The organism is Actinomycetospora sp. 2LY8.5 (genome assembly GCF_057180585.1).
On record NZ_JBXUHE010000029.1, the window covers coordinates 56666 to 81631 of the forward strand.

A 24966-nucleotide genomic window follows, 5' to 3' on the forward strand; every position below is an offset into this window, starting at 1 on the left:
GACTCAGGACGTCGTGTCGTGGAGAAGGGCCAGCCGGGCAGCGCAGGGCTCGCGCGCCAGGTCATTCTTTTGAACCTCAGCGTCTCAAATATATGGCACCGGGGAGTCCCCCGTCAAACACGGCCGGGCGGCAACCGACGATGGCCGCCGACGCCCGCAGGTCAGGACCGGCCCGCATCGCCACCGAACCGAGGGGCGCGCTTCTCGCGGAAGGCGGCGCGAGCCTCCCGGCCATCCAGACCCGATGCGGCCGCGCCCTGGGCCGCCGCCTCGTGATCGAGCTGCTCGGGCAGCGTTCGCCCGCAGAAGCCAGAGAGCAGCTCCCGTACGACCGCGACGCTCGAGGACCCGTCGGCCAGCTCGCGCGCCAGCTCCAGGGCCCGTTCACGGCAGCGCTCGACCGACACGACCTCGTCACGAGACCATCGTTCGCCTCGACGGCCTCGAGCTTCCGTCCTCGCATGGCGGTGTCGAGTGCACGGCCAGCACCGACGCCTGCACCCTTGGCCGCGACGCTGCTCGCCGACCTCGGCGCGGACGTCGTCCGTGTCGATCGGACCGGTGGCGAGCCCGGGGTCGTACCTCCGCACCTCGACGTGCTGCGGCGAAACCGCCGCTCGATCGCCGTCGATCTCCGCTCCGCAGCGGGGGCCGAGGTCGTCCTCGGCCTGATCTCCAAGGCTGATGTTCTCATCGAGGGCTTTCGTCCCGGAGTCACCGAGCGACTCGTGTCGGCCCGGAGACCTGTCTCGAGCGCAACCCGCGACTCGTCTACGGACGCATGACCGGCTGGGGACAGAACGGACCGATCGCGTCGAGTGCGGGGCACGACATCTCGTACCTCGCCATCACGGGCGCTCTGCACGCCATGGGCCGTGAGGGCGACGCACCCGCGGTCCCGCTCAATCTGGTTGGGGATTTCGGTGGCGGCTCGATGTACCTCCTGCTCGGTGTCCTCGCTGCGGTCTATCGAGCCCAGCAGACAGGGCGGGGGCAGACGGTGGATGCCGCCATCGTCGACGGCGCCGTCTCGCTGACCTCGGCGCTGCACGGGATGCTGGCCACGGACCACTGGCGGGACGAGCGCGGTGTCAATCTGCTCGATACGGGACGACCGTGGTACGACGTGTACGAAACCTCCGACGGGGGGTGGATGGCGGTCGGCGCGTTGGAACCCAAGTTCTACGCCGAGTTCGTGGCCACGCTGGGCATCTCGTCCGATGAGACGGAGCGGGCCGAGCCGTCCGCCTGGCCTGGACTACGCGGACGGATCGCCGACGCCTTCCGGCAGCGAACGCGCAGTGAATGGACCGCGATCTTCCGAGGTACGGATGCGTGCGTCGCGCCGGTACTCGGCCTTCGGGAGGCGGCCGCGGATCCACAGATCGCGGCCCGTGGGTCACTGGTCGAGTTCGAAGGGATCACGCAGCCGACACCGACACCGAAGTTCGACCAGACTCCCGGCACGCTGCGCCGGGGTCCGGCGATTCCGGGCGCAGACTCCCGGGAGATCCTCGACGACTGGGGCGTCCCGGACGCTGCGCGCCACCTGGACAGTGGGGCGGTCGCCGTTGCGGAGCGCCCCGATCCGTAACACCGTCCCGTCGGGGCCCGTGGCCGCCCCGACGGGACGGCCGCTCAGCGGGAGTGACGCAGGGTCTGGCCCTTCTCGGCCTTCTCGACCAGCGAGGCCGGCGGGGCGAATCGGTCGCCGTAGGCCTTGGCCAGGATGCGGGCGCGCTCGACGAACCCGGGCAGGCCGCCGGGGTAGCCGTCGATGTACTGCGCCACGCCGCCGGTCCAGGCCGGGTAGCCGATGCCCATGATCGAGCCGATGTTGGCGTCGGCGATCGTGTGCAGGACGCCCTCGTCGAAGCACTTCACGGTCTCGAGGGCCTCGGCGAAGAGCATGCGCTCCTGCATGTCCTCGAACGGCAGGTCGCCCCGGGCCGCGCCGAACTCCTCGGACAGGCCCGGCCACAACCGCGTGCGCTTGCCCGACTCGTCGTACTCGTAGAACCCGGCGCCCGAGGAGCGGCCCTTGCGGCCCAGCTCGACCATCCGGTCGACGATGGCGTCGGACGGGTGCCCGACCCAGGTGCCGCCGGCGGCCTCGACGCCCTTGCGGGTCTACTCGCGGATGTGCTGTGACGGACCCTTGCACCAAGCGCGGAGCTCGTCGGCCCGGGGGGCTCGGACGCCGGCGCGAAGGCGGACGACCGCGGTCACGCTCTCGCCCCACCTCTCATCGGGCGTGCCGACCACTGCGACCTCCGCCACCGATGGGTGCCGGTGCAACGCGTCCTCGACCTCCGCCGGGGTACGTTCTCGCCCCCGCTGATGATCAGTTCCTTGATCCGGCCCGTGACCTTGAGGTACCCCCGCGCGTCCATCGACCCGAGGTCCCCCGTGTGGCACGAACCGTGCCCGTCGATCGTGGCGGCGGTCCCCTCCGGGGAGCCGTCGTACCCGAGCATGACCTGGTAACCACGCACACAGATCTCGCCCTCAGAGTCGACCTCGGCGATCTGTCCGTTGCGGGGGTCCAGCACCGGACATGCTGTGGTCGGTAGAGCCCGACCGACCGTGCTGGCCTTGTCGCAGGTCGAGTCGTCCGGGCTCGTCACGGCGACGACAGGCGCGAGCTCGGTCTGGCCGTACATGTTGCTCACCCGTGCGGTGAGGATGCGCTCGCAGCGCTCGATGAGTTCGGCGGATCCGACGGCCCCTCCCGTCAGGATCACGTCGAGCTCCGTGACGTCGGCCTCCTCGAGTCCGGGGCACTCGAGGAGGCCGATGAGGACGGTCGGCACCGCGCCGAGCAAGCTGACCCTGTGGGCGACGAGCGCATCGCGGACGCCGGTTGGGTCCGGCTGACGCAGGACGACGTGACCAGCGCGTCGCCACACCGGACCGAGGGTCATCGTGACGCAGCCCGCCGCGTGGAACATCGGGAGTGTGTTCAGCCACGGCCGCCGCTCCGGTGCCGCGGCCTGACCGGTGGAGTATCGGGAGTTGTTCACCAACGCGGCGTGCGAGAGCAGGACGCCTTTGGGAGGGCCCGTCGTTATGGACGTGTACTGCAGCTGCGCTACCGATGTCGGCTTCACCTGCGACACAGGGATGGACTCCGCCGCCGAGCAGAAATCTGCGAGATCGTCCGTGGCGACGACCGTGCGCATGGCGGGCGCGCCGGCGGCGGCCTCGCGGGCGATCGCACCCAGGAGTGCCGCGGTACTCCGTGTCATGGATGAGCCTGACAGCCCCGGACCGTTGCAGGAGGTCTTGGAGTTCGGGCGCAGGAACGGCGGGGTTGACGGGGACGAGGACCAGTCCCGCCAGGGCCGCTCCGAACTGCACCAGCGCCCATTCGGGGGAGTTGAGCGCCCACACGGCGACGGGCTCCCCGGGCGCGAAGCAGCTCAGAAACCCGCGAGCGACGTTCTCCGAGCTCACGAGGTACTGCTCGAAGGACCAGCATCGTCCACGGCCGGAAGCCTCGATCAGGGCGGTGAGACCCGGCGTGTCGTTCGCGGCCGACCGGAGCAGCCCTCCGACGGTCTCGTCGCAGAGCTCGTCGGCGACGACACCGCCCGACCGTTACGCCTTCACAGACTCCTCCTGGAGGTTGTCCGACCGAAGGAACGGTCGTTATGAGCACGGAGAGGTCCTCCAACCAGAGGCTGGTTGTTATGTGCTGCGATTCAGCCCGTCGACCGAGGACAACTGTAAACGATCGTTCTCAGAGCTGCTATCCTCTGCGGGGTCCGAGCTGGTGTAGTCGATCCGGGGGTTCCGAGGATGACCGGCAACGATGCTGGGCAGCTGGTGGTGGTCGGAGCTGGCCTGGCGGGGCTCCGAGCTGTTGAGGCGGCCCGAGAGCGAGCGCCGCACTGGCACGTGACCCTCATCGGGGACGAGACTCACCCGCCGTACAATCGTCCGCCGCTGTCGAAACAGCTCCTCACCGGTGGGACCACGCCGGCCGATTGCGCCTTCCCCGCTGACGTGCTGTCGTCGGTCACCTATCTCGGAGGCAGCGCCGCAGCCTCCTTGGATCGCGCAGCTCGCATCGTTCACACCGACGACGGACACGAACTTCCGTACGACCGGCTCGTCATCGCGACCGGTAGGCGGGCGAGAGGCTGGCCAGATCTCCCCGCGATCAGCGGCTTTCACACGCTGCGTGGTCTGGACGACGCGGTCCGACTCCGAGACGCGATGGCATCGTCGCGGCGCGCTGTCGTGGTCGGCGCCGGATTCATCGGTTGCGAGGTGGCAGCCTCTCTGCGCAGCCGGGAGATCCCGGTCGACATGATCGACCTGGCGCCGCACCCGATGTCTGGACTCGGCGCGGAGATGGGTGGTCGGGCGGCGGCGAAACACGAACGCCACGGAGTCGGTGTCCATCTGGGTCGGAAGGTCGAGGCGTTCGAGGGACGTGACGCGGTCGAGGGCGTCGTCTTGGACGACGGGACGTCTCTGGTCGCCGACCTGGTGCTGCTGTCCCTGGGATCGGCGCCCAACACGGAGTGGCTCGAGACCTCTGGGCTCGACCTCGAGAACGGGGCCGTCCTGTGCGACGTCCACGGGATCGCTGTCGGCGACCCGACGATCGCCGCGATCGGCGATGTCGCGGCTTGGCCGCATCCCGCGCTCGGTCGGCCGGTCTGTATCGAGCATTGGAACACCGCAGCCGAGATGGCCTCTCATGTCGTCCGCAATCTGCTCGGCGAGGACGACCGGACGCCCTTCGCACCGGTACCGACGTTCTGGTCCGATCAATACGACTGGAAGATCAAGTCAGCGGGCTTCCTCCACCTTGCCGACCGCATCGAGGTCGTCGACGAGACCGAGGACGGTGCGCTCGCCGCCGAGGCGTATTCCGCGGACGAACTGGTCGGAGCCCTCACGGTGAACCAGAACAAGAAGTTCCTCGGCTACCGGAAGCGCCTCGCGGCCGCGTGATCGCTGCCGCCGGGTCAGGGCTGTTGTACCGACGACAGTCGGGTGTCGGCGATCCGCGGCACCATCGACCCCCGTCCTCTGCTGCACAAGCGACCGTCACCGCCTTCGACGTCGACCTCGATGAACACCACCGAACGCCCCGCCCGTGTCACCCGCGCCCGCAGGAGGAGCGGTAGCCGCGCCGGAGAGTGGTACTCGATGTTGAGGGTCGACGTGACGACGACCTGGCCGGTCGGTCCCGCGTTCGTGGCCACGATGCCCATCGCCTGGTCGATGACGTAGGCGACCACCCCACCGTGCACCGCGCCGTTCGGGTTCAGCTCGAGCGGTGAGCGCTCGAGGACCAATTCGGCCTCCCCGCCTCCGATCGACGTCACCCTCAGTCCCATGGCCCGCGACGCAGCGAGGTTGTCGGCCCAGTCGATCCACTGATCCTGTCCGGCGCCGTACGGCGCGCGCAGTTCCTCGCTCACGACCCCCACGCCTCCGACGTCCGTCGATACGGCCACGAAGCGCCGTCAGAGACCTGCTGACTTCGCCACGATGACCTTCATGATCTCGCTTGAACCGCCGTAGACCCTACTGACACGGCCGTCGAGGTAGGCCTGTCCCAGGCCGGTGCCGGCACGATAGGCGCGAGGGCCGCTCACCCGGAGGCACCGGTCGAGCACACGCCCCTGCAGCTCCGTAGCGAAGAGCTTGGCGAGTGCGGCGTCGGAAGCTCCGAACCGACCCTCCACATGGTCGACGACGGCGTTGTCGATGAGGGCCTGACCAGCCCGGACCTCGGCGAGACAGGACGCGAGCTCGAACTTGACGTGCTGATCGCAGGGCGTGCCACGGTGCTCAGCGACCGCTCGATCGACCGCCGCCGACGCCGCGGCCTGCGAGTTGACTGCGATCGACAGCCGCTCCTGGGCGAGGTTGGCAGCCAGATAGGTGAACCCGCTATCGATATCACCGAGGACGTTCTCGACAGGAACCCTCATGTCGGTGAACGAGAGCTCGGCGAGGTCCTGCGCCTCGAGTCCGAGCTTCGCCAGCTTTCGCCCACGCTCGAAGCCCGGGGTCTCTCCATCGACGACGAGGAGACTGATGCCTCTTCGGCCTGCGGCCGGATCCGTCTTCACGGCGAGGACGATCAGGTCCGCTTCGGCGCCGTTCGAGATGAAGGTCTTCGCTCCGTTCACGACGAAATGGTCGCCAACCCGCTCGGCTCGCGTCGACATCGCCTTGAGGTCGGAGCCCGCGCCTGGCTCGGACAGTCCGAGAGCCACGATCGCCTCACCGCACGCGAGCGGTGGCAGCCATCGTGCTTTCTGCTCTGCCGTCGCGTACTCCAGGAAGTAGGGCATACAGATGTCGGTGTGGACCCGGACGCCGCCGATCGCCAGGAACAAGCGCTGGATCTCCTCGGTGACGATGGTGCTGTCGGCGAACGTCGAGCCGCGCCGACCTCCGTACTCCTCCGGGACACCGATACCCAGAATCCCGATCTCGCCGGCTCGGCGCCAGAACCAACGCGGAGGTCGGCCGTCGACGGACCAGTTCGGGTAGTCAGGGAGAACCTCCGTCTCGAGGAAGTCCCTGACCTCGGCGCGGAACTTGTCGTCGCCAGCGTCCTCGCCACCACGGGGCACGTCGTTCCCTCCTCGACATTCTTCTGGACCGCAAACCGGCGGGTCCCGCCGCCGCGGAGTCAGGCGCCCGGGCGCAGGGGCGTGCCGGCCGGACCCGGCAGCCCGAGCGAGGGCCCCACCACGCCGACGACGTCCGTACGACCCACGTGGAGGCGCAGATACTGGCTGTCGGCGAACGCCCGCGAGATCGCGTACTCACGCATGTAGCCGTACCCGCCGTGCAGCTGTAACCCGGTGTCGACCAGGGCCGAGAGCGCCTCCGTGGCCTGCCGGGCGGCCACGGCCGCGTCCACCGGGTCCAGCCCGGCGGAGGCCTCCTGCCCGATGAGCGTCGCGGTGAGTGACTCGGCCGCGTGAAGTGAGCACGCGGCCTCGACGAGCCGGTGTCGCGTGTTGTCGAACGAGGCGACCGGCGCACCGAAGACCTTGCGTTCGCTGACGTACTCGATGGTCTCTGTCAGAGCAACCCGCGCGGAGGCGACCGCACCGACCGCGGCGGTGCGATGCATCGTGGCAGCCACCGCCGAGGCTGTGAGATTAGCTCCCCCGAGGACCACTGCGGGCGCGCCCGTCAGCTCGAGGTCCGCGGTGGCCGCGCCGGGCGCGCCCAGCCGGTCGGTGACCGCCGCTACGCTGACGGCTGCGCCGGTCAGGTCCACCGCCACCAGGACCTGCGCGCCCGGATCGTCGGGACCAGGGGCGGACCGGGTCGCTTGGCTGATCAGCAGGCCCGCCACCGCTCCCCCGACGACGTCGTCAGCCACCCCCGATACCCGCCCGCGGCCATCGAGGACCAGCCGCGCGCTCGATGTCGTCGCGGCCACCACGTCGCCGGCGGCCAGGAGGGGGAGCCAGCGCGTGGACGACTCTTCGCCGCTCCGCACGATGGTGCGCCCTGCGTCGGTGTGTCCGCCCAGGACCAGGGCGAGACCGATCAGTCCGACGCGCGAGCACTCCTGGAGGGCGACCACGTCGAATCGGGTGTCGTCGACCCCTCCTCCACCGCAATCTTCGGGCAGCGAGATGCCGAGCATTCCTTGCGCGGCCGCTCCGGGGACGATTTCCGATATCCACTCGTGGTCGGGTCGGGATGAGTTCATCGCCGGCGCCACCTCACCGAGGAGGAAGCGGTGCACGCTCTCGCGGTAGGCCTCGTGGTCGTCCTCGAACACCGGGGCCATGATGCTCGTCACGGTGGTCACGCTCGTTGGTCGAATCGACGACCGAGATACTCCGAGGCGATCCTGACGCGTTGCATGCTCGGTGTTCCACCCGCCAGCGCCCACCCATGAGAGTCGCGGTGCAGGCGCTCCACCTCGTACTCGGCGGAGTAGCCATAGCCGCCGTGGAGCTGGATGGCCAGGTCGGAGACCTTCTTCGCCATCTCGTTGGCGAAGCACTTCGCGACGGAGGCCTCGAGTGCCACCGGTGCACCGTGTCCGGCGGTGACCGCTGCCCGGCGGATGAGCATCCGGGCCGCTTCGACCTGCACGACCATGTCAGCCAGCTGGGCCTGCACGATCTGGAACTCGGCGATGTCCTTACCGAACTGCTTGCGCTCCTGAACGTACCGAGCGGTCCGGTCGAGGGCGGACTGGCCGATCGCGAGGGACATCGTGCTGTTGCCGAGCCGCTCGATCGAGAAGGCGGTGAACAGCTTCCCGAAGCCACCTTCCGGGACGATGATGTCGTCCACCGGCACGCGGACGTCGGTGAGGAAGATGTCTGCCGAGCCGACCCCGCGGAATCCCATATGCTGTTCCTGCGGGCCGAAGCTCAGTCCTGGTGCATCCCGATCCACGAGCACGGCCCCCATCCCTCGCGCCCCGGGTGAGCTCCCGAACCGCACGTAGATCAGGTACTGCTCCGCGTGCCCGGCGCCCGAGCACCAACGCTTCGTCCCGTTCAGGACGACCTCGTCACCCTCGATCCGTGCGGTGGTCGAGGCATCCGTGGCTGCTGACCCTGCGTCGGGCTCGGAGATCGACACAGCGATCGTCTTCTCTCCCGACGCCACGGCCGGCAGGAACCGCTTCCGCTGCTCCCCGGTGCCGAAGAGCTCGATCACCCGGGCGGGTCCGGTGCTCGCCTCGAACACGGGCCACGCCGCCAGCGGGGTGGCCTTCGCCAGCTCCTCGAGGACCAGCAGGGCGTCCACGAGGGGCCGGCCGCCGCCACCGTGCTCCTCGGGCAGCGTGAGCGCGAGCAGGCCCAGCTCGCCGAGCCTCAGACGTTCCTCGTGCGGAAGTGGCGACCGAGCCTCATCCCATTCCCGAGCGTGCGGGGCATAGCGGTCGGCGGCCAGACGGGCGGCCAGCTCCCGCAGGTCTCGCTGTTCGTCGGTCAGTTCGTCGAGCATCAGGTCTCCGGCTCATTCACGCGTCGGTCCACACGGGCAGGCGCTTCTCGACGAAGGCGCGGGCGCCCTCGGCAGCATCGGCCGAGGCGCGCACGGGGTCGGTGATCGCTGTCTGGCGGGCGAACGCCTCAGTGGAGGGCCAATCAACGGACTCATCCACGATCCGTTTGGCGCCACGCACCGCCATCGGAGCGTTCAGAGCGATCTGTTTGGCGATCTTCACCGCCTCCCGGCGGGCAGTGCCGGTCGGCGCGACCAGCGACACGAGACCGAGTCGCTCCCCCTCAGTCGCGGTGATCGACCGTCCGGTGAAGACGAGGTGCTTGGCGACGTTGCGTGGAATGCGCTGCGGAAGGCGGAGAACGCCTCCCGCCGCGGCGATCAACCCGCGTTGGACCTCCGGGAGGCCGAACTGTGCGTCCTCGGCAGCAACGATGAGATCGCAGGCGAGGGCGATCTCGAATCCCCCGCCGAGAGCACGTCCCTCCACGGCCGCGATGATCGGGGTACGGGGCGGCTTCTCGACGATCCCGAACCCGCCCCGCGACTCGGAGACGGGACGCTCCCGCGTAGCGCTGAACGCCTTCAGGTCCATCCCGGCACTGAAGAAGCCGTCGGCGCCCGTGAGGACCGTTGCGCGCACGTCCTTGCGATCGTCGATCGCGTCCATGGCCTGCGAGATCGCTACGGCTGTCGGGCGGTCGATCGCGTTGCGGACCTCGGGTCGATCGATGGTGACGATCGCGACCGCACCGTCGGTCTCGAGCCGGACGCGGTCGGTCGCGGCGGTCATCGTGGAGCCATCCGGATCGCACCGTCGAGGCGGATCGTCTCCCCGTTGAGCATCCCGTTGTCGATGATGGACACGGCCAGCTTGCCGTACTCGTCAGGCTCGCCGAGCCTGCTCGGGTGCGGCACCGTCTTCGCCAGGGACGAGCGGACGTCCTCGGACAACCTGCCCAGGAGCGGGGTGTCGAACGTGCCGGGCGCGATCGTGTTGACCCTGATGCCTTTGCTGGCCAGGTCGCGTGCCGCGACGATCGTGAGGCCCACGATGCCGGCCTTCGCCGATGCATAGGGGATCTGACCGATCTGCCCTTCGAAGGCCGCGACCGACGCGGTCAGGACGCAGACTCCACGGTCGCCGTCCAGGGGCTCGTTGGTCGCCATGCGCGCGGCGGCGAGACGCAGCACGTTGAAGGTGCCGAACAGGTTGACCCCGACGACCTCCTCGTAGGTCTGCTGCGAGCCCGGGGACCCGTCCTTCGCGACAAGACGCACCGCGCCGCCGCGACCGGCGCAGTGCACCAACGCGCGGACCGGTCCGCGCTCGGCGGCGGCGTCGATCGCCGCGGAGACTTCGTCCTCGCTGCGAACATCGGCGGCCCTGAACTGCGCGCGATCGCCCAGTTCCTTGGCGACCGCCTCGCCGTCCGAACTGGACAGGTCGACGATCGTCACGTGGGCGCCGCGCTCGAGCAGCCGCTGGGCCGTGGCCAAGCCGAGGCCGGACGCACCGCCGGTGACGAGAGCGGAGATGCCGGTGATGTCCATCGTGGGGGAGCGTTCCTCTCGGTGGGGTCAGAGGCGTTCGACGACGGTGGCGTTGGCCATCCCGCCGGCTTCGCACATGGTTTGCAGCCCGTAGCGGCCGCCGGTCTCCTCGAGACCGTGCAGCATCGTGGTCATGAGACGGGCGCCGGACGCGCCCAGCGGGTGGCCCAGAGCGATGGCGCCGCCACGAGGATTGAGCTTGTCGCTGTCGGCGCCGAAGTGGTGCTGCCACGCCAGCGGAACAGGGGCGAAGGCCTCGTTGACCTCGTAGTGGTCGAGATCGGAGATCGAGAGGCCGCTTCGCTTCAGGACCTTCTCGGTGGCCGGGATCGGTCCGGTGAGCATCGTGATCGGGTCATCGGATGCCACCGCGAACGCGTGGAAGCGTGCCCGCGGACGCAGGCCAAGGGCCGAGGCGCGGTCCTCGCTCATGATCAGCATCGCTGCGGCGCCGTCGGTGAGCTGGGACGAGTTGCCCGGGGTGATGTGCCAGTCGACCTGTGGGAAGCGCTCGGCCATCTCGTCGGACTGGAAGGAAGGCTTGAGCCCGCCCAGCTTCTGCGCCGTCGTGTCCGCCCTGATCGTCTCGTCGGCGTCGACCTTCTCTCCCCCCGGTGTGGTGATGGGGGCGATCTCTGCGGCGAGGTTCGCCGCGGCCGCTCGATGGTGGGACCGGGCCGAGAATTCGTCGAGGTCCTCGCGCCCGAGGCCCCAACGGGCAGCGATGAGCTCGGCCGACACGCCCTGGGGCACGAGCCCAGGCGCGTACCGCTCGTTCACCGACGGTCCGAACGCGTCCTGGCCCATGCGGGACGTGAACATCGGGATGCGGCTCATCGACTCGACGCCCGAGGCGACGACGACGTCGTACGCACCGGCGATCACGCCTTGCGCGGCGAAGTCCGCTGCTTGCTGGCTCGAACCGCAGGCGCGGTGCACCGCGGTCGAGGGCACGTGCTCGGGAAGGCCCGCAGCCAACCAGCTCCATCGCCCCACCGGCCCGGACTGCTCACCGACCTGGCTGACGCACCCGGTGATGACATCATCGACCTCGCCGGGGTCGACATCATTGCGCTCGAACAAGCGAGCGAAGACTTGGCCGAGGAGCTCGACCGGGTGAACCCCGGACAGCGAGCCCCCTGGCCTGCCGTCCTCGGGGGCTCTGCCCTTGCCCATCGGCGAGCGGACAGCATCGACGATGACAGCGTTGCGCATCAGTACTCCGATCCCGTGCCCGGTTGGTCTCAGCCGCCCGCGTTCTTCATGTGGTCGGCGAGCGCCGCCGTGTCCCAGTAGAAGCCGCGGATCTCCCGAACCAGGCCCTCGGAGAACGTCCACACCTCGAGGGCTTCGTGGGCAACCGAGCCGGCCACACCGGGCCCGACCCACTGGAAGCCCACGCGGGCGACCACGGTGTCACCGTCGTCGATGATGTCCGTGATCTCGAGGGAGGTCGGTCCCATCGGTGCAGCCGGCCCGGCCATGCCGGCGAACATCTTGCCGAGCTTCTTGGCGCCCTCGTGCTGCCCGCCGTAGGGCAGCGACGACGGCAGCAGCAGGACGACGTCATCCGCGAAGTACTTCTCGGCCAGTCCTGCCACGGTCTCGCCGTCGCCGCTCGCGAGGGCCTCGTAGAACTGTTGGACAACGGGGGCGCCACCGGATACGGCATTGTTGGCGGCAAGTGTCTCTGGCACAGGAATCTCCATTCCGAGGCGTGCAAACAGTCCTCCGCTCGCACGTTGCTGCTCAGTGGTGTCCCTCGGTGAGGTCAGTCCTCGACCTTGATGGCCGCGACCGGGCAGAGACGTGCTGCCGAGGCGACGCTCTCCCGCTGCGACTCGGGTGGGCTCTCATCGAGCACGATCGCCACGTCCGCGTCGTCCTCGATGTCGAACACCTCGGGCGCGGCGAGGACACACTCGCCGTGTGCCTCACACAGTTCTTCGTCGAGTGTCACCTTCATCGGCCTGCTCCTTGCTGCGTGATACGGGCGCGATCAGGCGGGCGTGACCGTGATGGGCAGGTCGTAGACCCCGCGGGAGTAGGCGTCCCTGACGTACTGAATCTCGCCGGCAGGGGTGATGTCGGAGGTCTTCCGGAGAAGTTCCTCCAGCAGAATCTTCATCTCCAGCGCTGCGACGTGCTTGCCGAGGCAAGTATGCGGGCCCCGACCGAAGCTGAGGTGGAGGTTGGGGTCGCGTCCGAGATCGAACGAGCGAGGATTCTCGAACGCCCCCGGATCGAAGTTCCCGGCCGCGAACAGCATCGCGACCCGCTCGCCTTCCTTGATCGTCCGTCCGTGGAACTCGACATCCTTCATGGCGGTGCGGACGAGGTGGGTGAACGGGGACGCGATCCGCACCATCTCCTGCACCGCGGTCGGCGGGATGTCGTTCCCGCGGTCGCGCAGCCACTGCATCTGCTCGGGATTGCGCATGAGCTCGTGCAGTCCATGACTCAAGGCTGTCCGTGTGCTCTCCGCTGCGCCACTGGCCAGCAGCGCAACGTTGCCCATCATCTCGTCCTCGGAGAGCGTCTCGTCGGCACTGGCCTTGACGATCTGGGACATGACGTCGTCGCCCGGCTCGGACTTGCGCAGCTCCGCGAGTTCGGTCGCGTAGACCATCAGGTCACCGATCGCCTTCATCACGTCGTCGAAGGAGGGCGTGATGCGGGTGTCGAAGGGGGCGGCGAACTGGTCGACCCAGTGGAAGAACTTCGGTCGATCGTCCGGCGGCACCCCGAGCACATCACCGAGCGCTTCCATGGGCATCGCATGGGCGATCTCGGTGACGAAGTTGAAGGTTCCTTTTTCGATCGCCTTGTCGACGATGGTGACCGCGTAGTTCCGGAACTTCTCTTCGAGGCGTTGCACGACCTTCGGAGTGAAGCCGCGACTGATGACCCCGCGATTGCGCTTGTGATCGGCCCCGGAGAGCGTGAGCATCGCCGGGCTCCCGCCGAACTTGGGGTCGACCGGAGTCACCTTCCAGATGTTCACATAGCCCTGATCGGTCGCGAAGGTCTCGACGTCACGATCGACGTTCCAGATGTCTTCGTGCCGGCTGAGCACCCACACCCGATCGATCAGCATGGGGTCGTCGAACTCCTGCAGGTAGCACGGCTCGTTCGTACGCAGCCACTCGTACTGGTCGAGCGGAAGCCCGAACGTCGTGGGGTCGCCCTGTCCGTAGGTGTCGGCGTCGAGAATGCTCAGCTCGGGTCGCGTGCCCGCGTCGGCGGTCATGGCAGGTCCTCCTCTTGTGGGCATCAGGAACGCCATCGCGGTGGTGTTCCGATCCGGTCGGGCGACTTCAACGGCCCGCGAGCTCACCGTGCTCGGCGGTGCGGACGAAAGGGAGCAGCGCTGAGTCGAACTCCTCGGCGCACTCGAACATCGGGTAGTGACCGCACTCTGCGATCTCGACCAGCACCGTGTCGCCGAGCCGGTCTCGCAGCCACCGCGCTCCCCCTACCGGGTGGATCGGGTCCTCCTGCCCGGTGATCTGGAGGACCGGATGCGACACCAACGGAATCCGTTCGACCAGATCCGAGCGGAGCATGGTGCGGTAACAAGAGACGGCGGCGTGCGTCGGCATCTGCATCGATCGTTCGTACAACCACTCCAAGAGCTCCGGGGGCGGACCTCCGGCGGCGAACCCCGAAGAGATCGTCTTTCGGCGGGAGCGGGCGCGGTCGCGCTGTTCCGCGTCGACCAGGGCTTGCTCCGCGGTCTCCGGGTAGACGCCGAAGGGGAAGGCCGGACTCCGGGTCGCACGGACAGCGTTCGAGCCGACGAGCACGATCGCCCGGACGAGAGCCGGATGCAGCGTCGCGAGCTGGAACACGACCTGACCGCCGAAGGACCAGCCCACCGCGATGACCTCGGACACCTCGAGTTGCTCCAGGACGTCGGCGAGATCCTGGGCGAGCCGCTCCAAGTCGTAGCCCTCAACCGGCGCATCGGACGACCCGTGCCCGCGCTGGTCGATGCACAGGGTCCGGTGCTCGCCCGCGAGGTGGGACACCTGGCGGTCCCACACCGAGTGGTCGAGGCCGAAACCGGCGACGAAGAGCACCGCGGGTCCGGATCCGATGTCCTGCACCGAGAGCCGTGTCCCGTCGCCGACGGTGATCGTCTTCAGCATGGTCGTGACCTTCCTCCTCGCCGGCGTCTAGATCAGGTCCTCGCGCCCGACCTCCTTCAGATGCACTCGGTACTGCGAAAACGCCGGCGCGAGGGCCGGGAGCAGGCTCATCAGCTTGGTCAGCGTCCCGGAGATCACGATCTTCTTACGAGCCAGAGCCACCGGTAGGTTGAGCTTGCCGAGCCAGAACCGGTGAGCGTCCTCGGCGGACATGGCCACACCGACCTCGGCCTCCCGCACCGCCGCGTCCTCGGCCGTGTGAACCTGCGGGGGGTCGACCGTGCAGTCGAGGAGGAACAGCGAGTCCGGCTCCTGGTACTCCACCTTGAACGAGGTGTTCGCTTTGAGGAACTTCTCGCGCAGGTCCGGGTCCGTCGTGATCTTCTCGAGGAACGCCGTCACGACCGCGTACTGCTCCTCGGACGAGGCAAACACCGCCATGTGTAGTCCCCTCAGTGCGTTCAGGACACGGCTCGAGGTGCGGGTCGACCCCGTCGGACTTATGAGCCTGAGCGTCTCAATATAGGTCCTCGGTGACTCCCAGGTCAACGATCGCTCCGCTCCGTCAGCGAGTCTGCCGGAACTTGTGTTCCGGGAAGAGCATGCTCGCGATCGAGTTGCGCAGGACCGCCGGCGCTCCCCCCGCTACCACGCTTGTGACCGCGTCACGGTGGAGCCGCTGGATCGGATAGTCCATCGTCACGCCGTATCCGCCGTGCAGCTCCATGCACTGCATCGTGACCTGCGGGAGGATCTGATTGCCCGAGAGCTTCGCCAGCGTGACCTGGAGCGGGTCCGGGTAGACGCCGTCCTTGGCGGTGGCGGCGGCGCGATAGGCCAGGAGCCGGTGCCCCTCGATCGTCGTCCACACGTTGGCGAGCGTGTGGTAAACGGACTGAAACTCGATGATCGGTCGGCCGAACTGCTCGCGCTCGGTGACGAACTTGACCGCTTCGTCGTACGCGGCCTCGGCGAGGCCGAGGGCGAGCCCGGAGTTGTGCAGCCGCTCCATGTTGAAGGCGCTCATGAGGCGGCCGAACTCGCCGGGACCAATGATGACGTGGTCGGCCGGGATTCGCACGTTGTCCAGGTGGACGTTGCCGTGCGGCAGGCCGCGGTCCCCCACCCACTCGTGTCCTCGCTCGGTCGTGACGCCTCGCGCTTCGTGGTCGACCAGGACGGCCCCGATCCCCCGGGGTCCGGGGATGTCGTCGAACCGGACGAAGGTGGCGTAGAGCTCGTTGACTCCCGACCCCGAGATGAAGCTCTTCGAGCCGTTGACCACGCACTCGTCGCCGTCCCACTTGGCGGTCGTCACGAGTGAGGTGAGATCCGAGCCGTAGTCGGGCTCGGTGAGGGCGATGGCGCAACCGAGCTCACCGGTCACCACGCGCGGGAGGTATCGCTCACGGAGGGAGTTGCCCGAGAGCAGGATGATCGAAGCTCCCGGCCCGCTGGTGCAGAACAGCGGCTCGGGGCAGACCCAGCTCTGGGAGCCACGGAAGACGCCCTCGACCGCGAGCATGTAGTCCATGGCAGTCAGCCCTTGACCCCCGTACTCGACGGGCATCGTCAGACCGAGCAGGCCGTAGGACTGCATGGTGTCGGAGATGAGCCGGTAGGGAGCGTCGTCCTTCGCGTCCCACTCCGCGGTCTTCGGGCGCAGTTCGAGTCCGGCCTCGTAGGCTCGCTCCGCCAGCGCCTGCTGGTCGTCGGTCAAGGTGAAGTCCATCTGCATCCTCCCGGTCATGGATGTGCCGGATCGGGGCTGACGTATCCGCCGCTCGACTCGGGGCTGAACCGCACCGCCAGGCCGAACGGTGGTCGATCCAGACGTGGCGTCCGGCGCCGAGATGCTTGACGACGTCGCTCGGCCGCCGGCCCTGGTGACAGTGCCAGAGGGTGTATGGCCCGACCGTTGCGACCACCTCTGGCGCGCTGACACGTTGAAGGTACACGATCGTTCACGCGTAGCACCATCGTCGTCTACCCGTCCAGCATCTCGACCTCCCGCTCCCCGGCGATTCGTCGTGTTGCTCGACGAAGAGCAAGACGCCTTCCGGCGGCCGTGCGATCCGGCCGCCCTACCAGGTCAAAGACGTACTGAGGCCCGGCCGCACATCGACGCCGGACCTCGTCCTTCTGCGACCCGGGCCCGGCCTGAAGCACTCGGTCGAGCCCTTCCTCGTCACATCGATCTGCACGCGTAAACGATCGTTCACCGTTGAAGCCGGGGCGGGCATCACCGAACCGATCACAGCCCGATCGAGACCGACGGCCAGTTCGAGGGCGGGATGAGGTAGACGCCGAGGAGGAACAGGCCTATCGAGACGAGCAGTCCGGTGATCCACCCGAGCTCTGTTCTGGTGTCGAACGTCAGCGCCCCGACGACGACCGCGGCGAGGATCACCGCGATGCCCGCCACGACCTGCACGCCTCGTGCTCCTCCGACAGGGTTGGTCGGCCACCGTGGGCGCCGACTCCGCGAACGATCGGTCGACTATGACACCTTCGCCAACCACACCGGTACCCGACCCAGCGACCTAGCTCACCCGGCGTGACACGACTCCACTGATGATGTAGAGGTCAGGACCACCTCCAGAACGACCGTTCCCCCATGGTGGCCGCCCGGTCGGCGACCTCTCGAAGTTAGGTAAGCTGACGGCAGTGCATCGCGACGAACTCATTCTCAAGTCCGCCGAGCGGCTCTTTTTCGAGCGCGGCTTCGACGGCACCGGCGTGGACGCCATCGGCGAAGAGGCCGGTGTCAGCGGCTCTGCGATCTACCGTCACTTCAGCGGCAAGGACGAAATCCTCGCTGCCCTGTTCGACCAAGCAATCGACGCGTTGATCGTCAACGCCGGCGCTCCGCTCGAGGATCCGGACGAGGAGCTCGAGCTGCTCATCAACGTGCACTTGAAGTTCGCTCTCGAGCATCCGCAGCTCGCCGGCGTGTGGGTCCGCGAGCAACGATCCCTCAGCGAGCGGTATCGCAAGCGGTATCAGCGGCGGCAGCGGCAGTACCTGGACCGCTGGGCTACGTGCCTGCGCAGGACCACCCGCGGCCTACCCGAGGCCGACCTCTACCCGACGCTGCGGGCGCTCCTCGCGATCCTGGAGACCGCGACCAACTACGCGAACCACTCGCACGCGCATATCATGAGCCTGCTCCGCTCCATGGCGCTGGCGAGCCTGGGCGCCTTCGAGGTCGACGGCGACAACCACTGACGTCGCGATGCCCGTCCAGCATCGTGGCCTCTCACGCGGTGGGTGCGCCGGAGATCAGGAGCAACCGCATGACACCACTGGACTCGACGACGCTCAGACTGCGCTCGAGGTGACCGACCAGGGAACCGCCCTCCCGCGCCTGTGCCCGGAAAGCAGCGCGATAGGTGTTGACGATCGCCCCCGCCGCCACGAACGCCAACACCTCCTCGTCTGGCCTCTCACCACTCCGCGCAGCGATTTGCGACGCCAGCTCGGCTTCCCACCGCTCGCAGTGCTCGAGATACCGACTGGTGAGCGCGGGTTCGGAATGGATCAGCCTTGTTCGGTCAACCGCGATGTCGGGATCGTCCTCCTCCCAGGCCGCGGCATGCCTTAGCAGCGCGGCCTTGATGACCTCCCAGACCCCGCCCTCGGACGCCGCAGCAACCTCCGCCACGGCGACGACGAGACGATCCTCGAGATCGAAGAAGACGACGTCCTCCTTGCGGGCGAACATCCGGAAGAAGGTGCTCACCGAGTAGTCGGCGGCGTCCGCGACCTCCTCGGCCGTCGTCTCCGCAAACCCCTGGCGGAGGAAGAGCTCGACACCGACACGCGCAATCTGCCTGCGCGCCTTCGCTCGCCGTCTGTCGCGGTTGCTCACGCCCGCCTCCACGCACCCCAGCGACCCGGTGGGGACCTCGTCGCTGCCGGCCCAGTAGACAGCTTGCGAACGAAGTTACCAGGCCGAAAGTCAGTCCGAGAACGGGTAAGGGACGCATAGTAGTAGTGACTCTCACTGTGATGTCGTCCGCAGCGCTACCCGCGCCAGCAAGATGTGAGATCGTGTGTCCCGTAATCATTGCCGAGCGGGTCGGGGGAGCCTGTGAGGTCGCTATGACGTCAGTCGGAGGCGCTCTCGCTCTCCCCCAGCCGACGCGGCCGGCACGACGGGCCGTCGCTCCGATGCCCGGCGAGCCGTGTGCGGGGCAGTAGCTCCACCTGGGGAGTACGCGATGCCCAGTCAGAGTCCGCCGACCAGAGAGCACGCCGAGAGTGTCCACTGATCACGAAAGTCCGCCGGGGCCGGCGCGTCCGCGCGGTCGACCACGCGTGGACATCGACTACGACGCAGTGGCCGACGCGGTCGCGGAGCTGTTCGCCGAGGGTGGCTACGACGCCGTCTCGATCGCCGACACGGCGGCGAAGCTTGAGATCTCGCGGTCGACGCTGTACCGCGCTGTGCCCAGCAAGAGCGATCTGTTGGGCGTCTTGTTCGAACGGAGCACGCGGCGGCTGACCGAACAGGTCCGGGCCCTCGAGCAACAGCATCACGACGATCCAGCCGAGATGCTACGGTGCCTCGTTCGTATCCAGATCCACACCGCGGTGGAGATGCGGGGCTATCTTCCGGTGTTCTTCGGCGGAGCCGACCTGCCCGCTGAGGTCTACAGACGGTGGCGGACCTTCAGCCGAGAATTCGAACGGCGCTGGACCGAGGTGGTTCGGCGGGCGATCGGAGCTGGAGTGATCGAGGCCTCGGATCCCGTGCTGGCCACGCGACTGCTGTTGGGCATGTGCGTGTGGGTCTCCTACTGGTATCGAGCGGAGGCCCCGTACGGCAGCGACGACATCGCCGACGTGGCGATCTCCTTGCTGCGCAACCACGTCGGGGCTGGCGTCACCCCGCGCTGACCGAAGGCAGCCCGCGCGAACGGACCCTGACACACGACCGTTGGCGCGAGGGTCAAGGATCGCTCGGCCCACGCACCGACGGTCGTTCCGGCGCGACTGGTGACCGCCGCGACCTCAGCCGGGCGCCCGCTCGATGCGCGGGTAGTTCCCGCTGAACGGCGGCGTGTTCTCCGCCTCTCCGGGCCTCGGGTACGGGTTGTTCCAGTTGGTCGGGTCGAGCTGCTCGAAGCGCACGGGAGAACCGCGCACAGCTTGGCTGTTCACCAACGCCGAGAGCCGCACCGCGTTGACTCCGTTCTCTACGTTCGTCTGCAGAGCCGACCCGAAGTTCGCGGTCATCGCCCCCACGTCACGCCCGTAGGGGGCCGCGTAGGCCAGCGCCGGGTTGGCGTCACGGAGCAGCTCACGTGTCGGCGGGACCAGCGCCCGGACGTCGGAGGCGAGGTCAGGGATGCGCTCCAACGTGGCGGGGGCCCGGTCCAGCGTGCCGTTGAGAGCCGGCAGGAGCCCGCGAAGATCGCGCGACGTGTCCGGCAGCTGCACGAGCGAGGCGTTGAGATCCGGCGCGGCGTTCTTCAGATCGCCCGCCACGGGAGCCAGCGCACCGGACAGCGTCGTGAGGTCTCCCGTAGCCGTGCGCGCGCTGTCGAGCACACCCGGCAGCTCGCGCATCGTCGCCGCCAGGGACTCGCGCTGACCCGCGGTGGCCCGCACGACGCCCTGGGCGTTCTCGACCACGTCGACGATCTGCCCGTTGCCGGTGTCGAGAGTGTCGAGCAGCACGGTCGTCTCCCGAGTCAGCGCCTCGAGGTCCTGGCTCTGCGCCGCCAGCGCGTCGAGGGCGGTGTGACCCTGTCGGCCGAGCTTGCCCAGGCCGTCGGCCAGCTGGGCGACGTCCCCACCGCGGCCCTCCGTCGCCGCGCCGAGCGAGCGCACGGTCCCGCTGAGGGCAGCTCGCGTCGGTGGGTCGAGCTGGCGGAGGAGGTCCTGGATCTCCACGCCCGGGAGCACGGCGTCCGCGGGCAGGTGCGTGCTGTCGGGAAGGGGCGGCCCCTTCCCGTCGATCACGTCGACGAAGTAGGCACCGACGAGGGACTTCACCGCCACCCGTACGGTGGCGCCCTGGTGCAGGGGTGCGACGTCGTCGTCGAGGGTGAGCTGCACCTGGGCGAGACCGTCCGGTCCCGAGGACTCCAGCTCGGTCACCCGGCCGACCACGATGCCGGCGACCCTCACCTCGGCGTCGTTGACGAGACCGTTCACGTCGTCCGTCGCGAACGACGTCTTGTACTCCCCGACATCGAGGCCTTCCACCTGGCCCCCGGTCTGAAGCCAGTAGAAGGCGCCGAACCCGAGGCAGAACAGGACGAAGACGCCGACCACCATCAAGCGGAACCCGAATCGTCCGTTCATCGGCCTTGTCTCCCGGTGTTCTGCTCGGTCTCCGGAGCGGCTCCGTACGAACCGGTGGGGTCGAGGAGGTCGACGTCGAGCTTGGCCCGACCCTGGCCTCCGTTGGCGTCGCCGATGCTGAACGCGGACGAGGTCTGGTACACGAACGCCTGCAGGTTGGGCAGCCACGGCACGAGCCGGGAGGTGGCGTCGGGCAAGAGCCCGGTGACCGGCTTCAGGTCGTCGAGACTCCCGCGCAAGTCCGTCACCAACGGCCGCAGATCGTCGACCACTGGCCTCGCCTGGGACACGACGGGTCGGGCCGCGTCGACGACGGGACCGGCCCGGTCCACGACGCCCTCGAGACGGTCGACGGTGTCGGGTAGGTCGCCCGACGCCGCGTGCAGTGCATCGAGCGTGGGATCGAGTTGACCGGTCAGATCGCTCACGCTCGTCATGGCGTGATCGAGGTCGCCGCGGAGACCGGGCAGCTGGCTCAGCGTCGAGTTGAGGTTGTCGTCGCGCGCCGAGAGGGTCGCCAGAGTCTCCTGCAACGAGGTGATCAACGATGCGAGCCGCTCGTCCCGCGCGCCGGCGGCGGTGCTGATGTCGGACAGGTTCGTGATGAGCTGCTGCAGGGTGGCCCGTCGCTGATCGAGAGAGGAGACGACGGGTCGTAGCGACGCCACGGTCTGTCGCGTGGCGTCGAGGCCCGGCGGGAGCTGCTGTGGTGCGTCACGCAGCGCAACGTCAGACTGCGTGACCAGGTCGCTGATCGCGGCTTGCGTCCGGTCGTCGAGGTGGTTCAGGACATCCGAGGTAGGGATCAGCCGGGAGGTCTGCGAGATCGGGATCGTGCCGTCCTCGGGAACCTCACCGGCATCCGGGGAACCGGGCTCGAGCGCCATCACGATGTCGTTCACCGGCGAAAGCGTCCGCATCTCCACGTGGGCGTTCTTGTACACCTGGAACTGCGGGTCGATCGCCATGGTGACCACCGCGGTGTTGTCCCGCTGGGCCTGGACGTCCCGGACGGTGCCGACCTGGATTCCGGCGATCAACACCTTGTGCTTGCTCGCCACCCGCATACCGATGGTCTTGTCGAACACGGCGCTGAAGGTGAGCTCCGTCTTCCACGGCGGCTTGATGTCGTAGTGCTGGAACAGGAAGACCGTGGCCACGATGCCGACGACGATCGTGGCGATCGACACCACCACGTTGCCGCCCAACCCAGGCACGTTACGGATGCGCTCGAGCGTCCTCCGCACCGACCTCATCGGTCGCCGCCCTCGGTCGACGCGGGTGCCGTCGCAGGGTTGCCCGGTTGTCCGGGCAGGCTCGGCGGCAGCGCCTGCCCGAGCGGGGGCACGGGCCGGGTGTTGGGGCCGCTCGGGGCCGAGGGGAGCTGGAGCTGCCGCAGCAGCTCCTCGAACGTCACGTCGCCGGAGACCACGCTCGAGGGTCCCGCCGAGACCATGAAACTCAGCGTGGCGCCGTTGGGGTCGTGGACCTGCGACGACCGTGCCAGGTTCGTCACCATATATCCCAGCTCCTGATAGAACGTGTGGTCGGCCTGCATGCCGTCACCACTGCCCTGGTACGGGCCAGCACCGCGCCAGGTGTTGAGCAGCATGTCCATGACCGGCCCGTTGACGCGGTCGAGGACCGGGCCCTTCACGTCGTCGAGCACACTCGTCGCCTGCTCGCTGGTCGGCACGAGCTCCTGCACGACCGGGCGGGCGTCCTGCAGCAGCGGCCGCAGGTCGGCCATCAGCGGTCGAGCGTTGCGCAGCACGGGATCGAGCTTGTCCAGCAAGGACGGCAGCTTCCGTGCCGTTGGACGGAACGCACCCGCGGTGTCCGTCAGGCGGATCAAGGTGCCGTCGAGGTCCGCGAGACCCGTCCGGGTGTTCTGCAGCGTCTGCGGCAGCTGGTTGATCGTGCTGCCGAGCGCGTCACTCTGCTGAGCCAGCACGGACGTCGTCGTGTGCAGATCGCCCAGGATCGACCCGACGGCGCGGCTGCGCTCGTTGACGACGCTGGCGGCGGACTCGAGGTTGGTGACCAGCTGTGGCAGGTCCTGGCCCGGACGGGTGCCACGGGCCGCCTCGACGACTCTGCCGGCAGGACCCAGCGTTGCCGGCGCATCCTCCGCGAGTCGGCGGAGCGAGTCGCGCCCGCCGTCGGCCAGCGTGTCGTTCAGGTGCGACACGGTGCCTTGCAGGCTGGTCCGGACCTCACCCGGCAGCGCTCCGAGGATCGAGTCCAGTTCGACCGGCATCCGAGTGCGCTCGGGCGGGATCACGTCGTCCGTGTCGAAGCTGCCCGGTCCCCCGCCGGGGAACATGGCGATGGAGAACCGGCCGCCGAGGAGTGTGTGCGGCTCGATCGCCGCCGAGGGGGCCGGACCGAGCTTGTCCATGTCCACGTCGACCTTCATGTGGATCAGGGTCGTGCTGCGATCTGTCGGTTCGACAGCCGAGACCGTGCCGATCTCCACGCCGGCCAGCTTCACCGTGGTCGTGTAGGGGAAGACGCGGCCGCGGTAGTTCTCGGGGAACTCCGCGGTCACGGTGTCGCCGGGACCCAGTGCCGCCTCCAGCTTCGGCTTGAAGGCCACCCCCAGCGCCAAGAGAACCAGGAGGACCCCGGCGATCAATCCCAGGGTGAGGGTCGAGAAGCGCCGGCCTTCGGTCTGCGACCGCCACCTGCCGAACAGTGCTCTCATCGGTCGCCTCCATCGGGGAGCTGGCCCTCCGGGCGGTGTGGCTGGGACCCGCCCGGCTCGGGGAACGAGTCCGGTCCGATCGAGGGATCACGCAGCCCGGCGTAGTGCGCCCCGGGGAACACCAGCTGCACCGACAGCGTGTGCTTGTCCGGGCCGATCTGGCGCGCCAGCAGGTCCTTCTGCTTGAACAGCCGCCCGACGTCTTCCGCGTAGGGTGAGAGCCCGTCGAGGAGGATCCGGGTCTGGCCGACCGTCTCTCGGAGCTGCGGGGCAAGAGGACGGGCATCGGCCACCCCGTCGGTGAGATCGGCGACGGCAGGCTCGGCCTGCTCGGCGACGCCGGGGACCTTGTCGAGCGGAGGCACCGCCTCCCGCAGGACGCCCCGGAGGTCCGGAGTGGCCTGCCCGAGGGCAGCGGCGCCCGGCTGCACCGTGCGGAAGGTGAACTCGAGGTCTCCCAAGGGAGCGTCGAGCGCGTGGAGGGCCTCGCGAGCACTCCGTAGCGTGGGCGGCAGCTTCTCGAGAGTCTGGCCGAGAGGCCGCCCGCCGTCGGCGTTCACAGCCTGCAAGGTCGTGTCCGCGTCGGCGAGCAGGTCTCGGACGTGCTGCTCGCGTCCGGTGAATCGACCAGTGAGCCGGTTTGCGCTCACCAGCATCGGGCCCAGCGACGACCGGTCGCTGCTGAGGGACTCGGAGACCTGGCCGAGATCACCGAGCAGGCTCGGAGCCGACCGCAGGGCCTCGTTGATCTGTGGACCACGGCCCCCGAGCCCGCCGCCCAGCTCCTGCACGGTGCTCTGGAGCGCGGAACGGGTCTGGGGATCGAACACGTTGAACAGGTCGTCGAGCCCGACGTTGCTCTGCGTCCGCGATTCGGGGATCTGGTCGTCGCCGAGCGGTCCGGCCGGTGGCGTGCCTCTGTTGAGGTTCACGAACTTCTGAGCCAGGGCCGACTCGTCCAGGATCGCCGCCGACGCGTCGGCGTAGACCGGAACGGTGCCGTCGAGGCGCATCGTCACGACGGCGACGCCGTTCTCGACCGCGACGTCGCTGACCTTGCCGGCAGAGGCGCTGTTCTCACGGACGTCGAGTCCCTCGCGCAGGGTCCCGACGTCGGCGAAGCGCGCCGTGACGTAGGTGTAAGGCACTCCCACGAGCTCGCCGCCGAACAGTGGCCGGAGACCGAGGGTGAGGACGGCCGCGACCACGACCAGCCCGACGGCTCCGATCGTGAAGTTCTTGGCATGGTCGCGATGCACGGGAGAAGCCATG

Annotated in this window: 25 protein-coding genes and 3 pseudogenes; 4 read left to right on the plus strand and 24 right to left on the minus strand. The window is 68.5% G+C overall.

Annotated features, from left to right (window positions below):
• Window positions 1-161 precede the first annotated feature (161 nt).
• A complete protein-coding gene (locus tag AC2A1K_RS25150; RefSeq protein ID WP_483899114.1) occupies window positions 162-407 on the minus strand; it encodes a hypothetical protein in 246 nt (81 codons plus the stop codon).
• 54 nt (window positions 408-461) lie between these two features.
• Here AC2A1K_RS25150 and AC2A1K_RS25155 point away from each other — a divergent pair.
• A pseudogene (locus tag AC2A1K_RS25155) lies at window positions 462-1594 on the plus strand (CaiB/BaiF CoA transferase family protein).
• A gap of 44 nt (window positions 1595-1638) precedes the next feature.
• Here the strand turns inward: AC2A1K_RS25155 and AC2A1K_RS25160 are convergent.
• The 4 genes and pseudogenes from AC2A1K_RS25160 to AC2A1K_RS25175 form a co-directional block, all read right to left on the minus strand.
• Window positions 1639-2130, minus strand: a pseudogene (locus tag AC2A1K_RS25160) (3-hydroxyacyl-CoA dehydrogenase); the annotation flags it as partial.
• Window positions 2131-2280, minus strand: coding sequence for an AMP-binding enzyme (locus AC2A1K_RS25165; protein ID WP_483899078.1), 150 nt, complete (start codon window positions 2278-2280; stop codon window positions 2131-2133).
• Window positions 2226-3248 (minus strand): class I adenylate-forming enzyme family protein, encoded by a 1023-nt coding sequence (locus tag AC2A1K_RS25170; RefSeq protein WP_483899079.1) that lies wholly within the window; start codon window positions 3246-3248, stop codon window positions 2226-2228. The genes AC2A1K_RS25165 and AC2A1K_RS25170 overlap by 55 nt, the downstream gene beginning before the upstream one ends.
• 58 nt (window positions 3249-3306) lie before the next feature.
• A pseudogene (locus AC2A1K_RS25175) lies at window positions 3307-3549 on the minus strand (AMP-binding protein); the annotation flags it as partial.
• A gap of 252 nt (window positions 3550-3801) precedes the next feature.
• On the opposite strand from AC2A1K_RS25175, the gene AC2A1K_RS25180 reads away from it, so the two are divergent.
• The gene (locus AC2A1K_RS25180) at window positions 3802-4968 is read left to right on the plus strand and encodes an NAD(P)/FAD-dependent oxidoreductase (RefSeq protein WP_483899080.1); all 1167 of its coding nucleotides are present in this window, start codon (window positions 3802-3804) and stop codon (window positions 4966-4968) included.
• 14 nt (window positions 4969-4982) lie between these two features.
• Here the strand turns inward: AC2A1K_RS25180 and AC2A1K_RS25185 are convergent, their stop codons facing one another.
• From AC2A1K_RS25185 to AC2A1K_RS25250, 14 genes are all read right to left on the minus strand, one after another.
• On the minus strand, window positions 4983-5441 hold the full coding sequence (locus tag AC2A1K_RS25185; RefSeq protein WP_483899081.1) for a PaaI family thioesterase: 459 nt from the start codon (window positions 5439-5441) through the stop codon (window positions 4983-4985).
• A gap of 45 nt (window positions 5442-5486) precedes the next feature.
• Entirely contained in the window at window positions 5487-6608 is a 1122-nt protein-coding gene (locus AC2A1K_RS25190) for an acyl-CoA dehydrogenase family protein (protein ID WP_483899082.1), read from the minus strand.
• Between the two features lie 59 nt (window positions 6609-6667).
• Window positions 6668-7810 carry an acyl-CoA dehydrogenase family protein gene (locus tag AC2A1K_RS25195; RefSeq protein WP_483899083.1) on the minus strand — a complete coding sequence of 381 codons (1143 nt, stop codon included), beginning with the start codon at window positions 7808-7810 and terminating at the stop codon, window positions 6668-6670.
• Window positions 7807-8967, minus strand: a complete 1161-nt coding sequence (locus tag AC2A1K_RS25200) for an acyl-CoA dehydrogenase family protein (RefSeq protein ID WP_483899084.1) — start codon at window positions 8965-8967, stop codon at window positions 7807-7809. Before AC2A1K_RS25200 ends, AC2A1K_RS25195 begins: the two co-directional genes overlap by 4 nt.
• A 16-nt stretch (window positions 8968-8983) precedes the next feature.
• Window positions 8984-9760 (minus strand): crotonase/enoyl-CoA hydratase family protein, encoded by a 777-nt coding sequence (locus AC2A1K_RS25205; protein ID WP_483899085.1) that lies wholly within the window; start codon window positions 9758-9760, stop codon window positions 8984-8986.
• Complete coding sequence (locus AC2A1K_RS25210) at window positions 9757-10521, minus strand: SDR family NAD(P)-dependent oxidoreductase (RefSeq protein ID WP_483899086.1); 765 nt, start codon at window positions 10519-10521, stop codon at window positions 9757-9759. Before AC2A1K_RS25210 ends, AC2A1K_RS25205 begins: the two co-directional genes overlap by 4 nt.
• Before the next feature lie 27 nt (window positions 10522-10548).
• The gene (locus tag AC2A1K_RS25215) at window positions 10549-11736 is read right to left on the minus strand and encodes a thiolase family protein (protein ID WP_483899087.1); all 1188 of its coding nucleotides are present in this window, start codon (window positions 11734-11736) and stop codon (window positions 10549-10551) included.
• A 29-nt stretch (window positions 11737-11765) separates the two neighbouring features.
• On the minus strand, window positions 11766-12218 hold the full coding sequence (locus AC2A1K_RS25220; protein ID WP_483899088.1) for a nuclear transport factor 2 family protein: 453 nt from the start codon (window positions 12216-12218) through the stop codon (window positions 11766-11768).
• A gap of 74 nt (window positions 12219-12292) precedes the next feature.
• Complete coding sequence (locus AC2A1K_RS25225; RefSeq protein ID WP_483899089.1) at window positions 12293-12487, minus strand: ferredoxin; 195 nt, start codon at window positions 12485-12487, stop codon at window positions 12293-12295.
• 33 nt (window positions 12488-12520) lie between these two features.
• Window positions 12521-13771 (minus strand): cytochrome P450, encoded by a 1251-nt coding sequence (locus AC2A1K_RS25230; protein ID WP_483899090.1) that lies wholly within the window; start codon window positions 13769-13771, stop codon window positions 12521-12523.
• A gap of 67 nt (window positions 13772-13838) precedes the next feature.
• Window positions 13839-14672 (minus strand): alpha/beta fold hydrolase, encoded by an 834-nt coding sequence (locus AC2A1K_RS25235; protein WP_483899091.1) that lies wholly within the window; start codon window positions 14670-14672, stop codon window positions 13839-13841.
• A 27-nt stretch (window positions 14673-14699) separates the two neighbouring features.
• Window positions 14700-15113, minus strand: a complete 414-nt coding sequence (locus AC2A1K_RS25240) for a hypothetical protein (protein WP_483899092.1) — start codon at window positions 15111-15113, stop codon at window positions 14700-14702.
• 124 nt (window positions 15114-15237) lie between these two features.
• Complete coding sequence (locus tag AC2A1K_RS25245) at window positions 15238-16404, minus strand: acyl-CoA dehydrogenase family protein (RefSeq protein WP_483899093.1); 1167 nt, start codon at window positions 16402-16404, stop codon at window positions 15238-15240.
• 522 nt (window positions 16405-16926) lie between these two features.
• Window positions 16927-17106 carry a hypothetical protein gene (locus AC2A1K_RS25250; protein WP_483899094.1) on the minus strand — a complete coding sequence of 60 codons (180 nt, stop codon included), beginning with the start codon at window positions 17104-17106 and terminating at the stop codon, window positions 16927-16929.
• A gap of 233 nt (window positions 17107-17339) precedes the next feature.
• Between AC2A1K_RS25250 and AC2A1K_RS25255 the strand changes: the two genes are divergently transcribed.
• On the plus strand, window positions 17340-17900 hold the full coding sequence (locus AC2A1K_RS25255) for a TetR/AcrR family transcriptional regulator (protein WP_483899095.1): 561 nt from the start codon (window positions 17340-17342) through the stop codon (window positions 17898-17900).
• Between the two features lie 31 nt (window positions 17901-17931).
• Here the strand turns inward: AC2A1K_RS25255 and AC2A1K_RS25260 are convergent, their stop codons facing one another.
• The gene (locus tag AC2A1K_RS25260) at window positions 17932-18543 is read right to left on the minus strand and encodes a TetR/AcrR family transcriptional regulator (protein WP_483899096.1); all 612 of its coding nucleotides are present in this window, start codon (window positions 18541-18543) and stop codon (window positions 17932-17934) included.
• 449 nt (window positions 18544-18992) lie between these two features.
• Here AC2A1K_RS25260 and AC2A1K_RS25265 point away from each other — a divergent pair, with 449 nt between their 5' ends.
• Window positions 18993-19574, plus strand: coding sequence for a TetR/AcrR family transcriptional regulator (locus AC2A1K_RS25265; protein ID WP_483899097.1), 582 nt, complete (start codon window positions 18993-18995; stop codon window positions 19572-19574).
• A 114-nt stretch (window positions 19575-19688) separates the two neighbouring features.
• Here the strand turns inward: AC2A1K_RS25265 and AC2A1K_RS25270 are convergent, their stop codons facing one another.
• The 4 genes from AC2A1K_RS25270 to AC2A1K_RS25285 are packed head-to-tail and all read right to left on the minus strand — an operon-like array spanning window position 19689 to window position 24965.
• A complete protein-coding gene (locus AC2A1K_RS25270) occupies window positions 19689-20987 on the minus strand; it encodes an MlaD family protein (protein ID WP_483899098.1) in 1299 nt (432 codons plus the stop codon).
• Window positions 20984-22204, minus strand: a complete 1221-nt coding sequence (locus tag AC2A1K_RS25275; RefSeq protein WP_483899113.1) for an MlaD family protein — start codon at window positions 22202-22204, stop codon at window positions 20984-20986. The genes AC2A1K_RS25270 and AC2A1K_RS25275 overlap by 4 nt, the downstream gene beginning before the upstream one ends.
• 35 nt (window positions 22205-22239) lie before the next feature.
• Complete coding sequence (locus AC2A1K_RS25280; RefSeq protein ID WP_483899099.1) at window positions 22240-23694, minus strand: Mce/MlaD family protein; 1455 nt, start codon at window positions 23692-23694, stop codon at window positions 22240-22242.
• Window positions 23691-24965: an MlaD family protein gene (locus tag AC2A1K_RS25285; RefSeq protein ID WP_483899100.1), complete on the minus strand. Its 1275-nt coding sequence runs from the start codon at window positions 24963-24965 to the stop codon at window positions 23691-23693. Before AC2A1K_RS25285 ends, AC2A1K_RS25280 begins: the two co-directional genes overlap by 4 nt.
• Between the last annotated feature and the right edge of the window lies 1 nt (window position 24966).

Excerpts from the sequence above, each read along its gene's own strand:
- AC2A1K_RS25285 (WP_483899100.1), bottom strand. The coding sequence starts at position 24,965 with ATGGCTTCTCCCGTGCATCGCGACCATGCCAAGAACTTCACGATCGGA.
- AC2A1K_RS25280 (WP_483899099.1), bottom strand. The coding sequence starts at position 23,694 with ATGAGAGCACTGTTCGGCAGGTGGCGGTCGCAGACCGAAGGCCGGCGC.
- AC2A1K_RS25200 (WP_483899084.1), bottom strand. The coding sequence starts at position 8,967 with ATGCTCGACGAACTGACCGACGAACAGCGAGACCTGCGGGAGCTGGCC.
- AC2A1K_RS25235 (WP_483899091.1), bottom strand. The coding sequence starts at position 14,672 with ATGCTGAAGACGATCACCGTCGGCGACGGGACACGGCTCTCGGTGCAG.
- AC2A1K_RS25180 (WP_483899080.1), top strand. The coding sequence starts at position 3,802 with ATGACCGGCAACGATGCTGGGCAGCTGGTGGTGGTCGGAGCTGGCCTG.
- AC2A1K_RS25240 (WP_483899092.1), bottom strand. The coding sequence starts at position 15,113 with ATGGCGGTGTTTGCCTCGTCCGAGGAGCAGTACGCGGTCGTGACGGCG.
- AC2A1K_RS25225 (WP_483899089.1), bottom strand. The coding sequence starts at position 12,487 with ATGAAGGTGACACTCGACGAAGAACTGTGTGAGGCACACGGCGAGTGT.
- AC2A1K_RS25170 (WP_483899079.1), bottom strand. The coding sequence starts at position 3,248 with ATGACACGGAGTACCGCGGCACTCCTGGGTGCGATCGCCCGCGAGGCC.
- AC2A1K_RS25215 (WP_483899087.1), bottom strand. The coding sequence starts at position 11,736 with ATGCGCAACGCTGTCATCGTCGATGCTGTCCGCTCGCCGATGGGCAAG.
- AC2A1K_RS25270 (WP_483899098.1), bottom strand. The coding sequence starts at position 20,987 with ATGAACGGACGATTCGGGTTCCGCTTGATGGTGGTCGGCGTCTTCGTC.
- AC2A1K_RS25230 (WP_483899090.1), bottom strand. The coding sequence starts at position 13,771 with ATGACCGCCGACGCGGGCACGCGACCCGAGCTGAGCATTCTCGACGCC.
- AC2A1K_RS25205 (WP_483899085.1), bottom strand. The coding sequence starts at position 9,760 with ATGACCGCCGCGACCGACCGCGTCCGGCTCGAGACCGACGGTGCGGTC.
- AC2A1K_RS25210 (WP_483899086.1), bottom strand. The coding sequence starts at position 10,521 with ATGGACATCACCGGCATCTCCGCTCTCGTCACCGGCGGTGCGTCCGGC.
- AC2A1K_RS25245 (WP_483899093.1), bottom strand. The coding sequence starts at position 16,404 with ATGGACTTCACCTTGACCGACGACCAGCAGGCGCTGGCGGAGCGAGCC.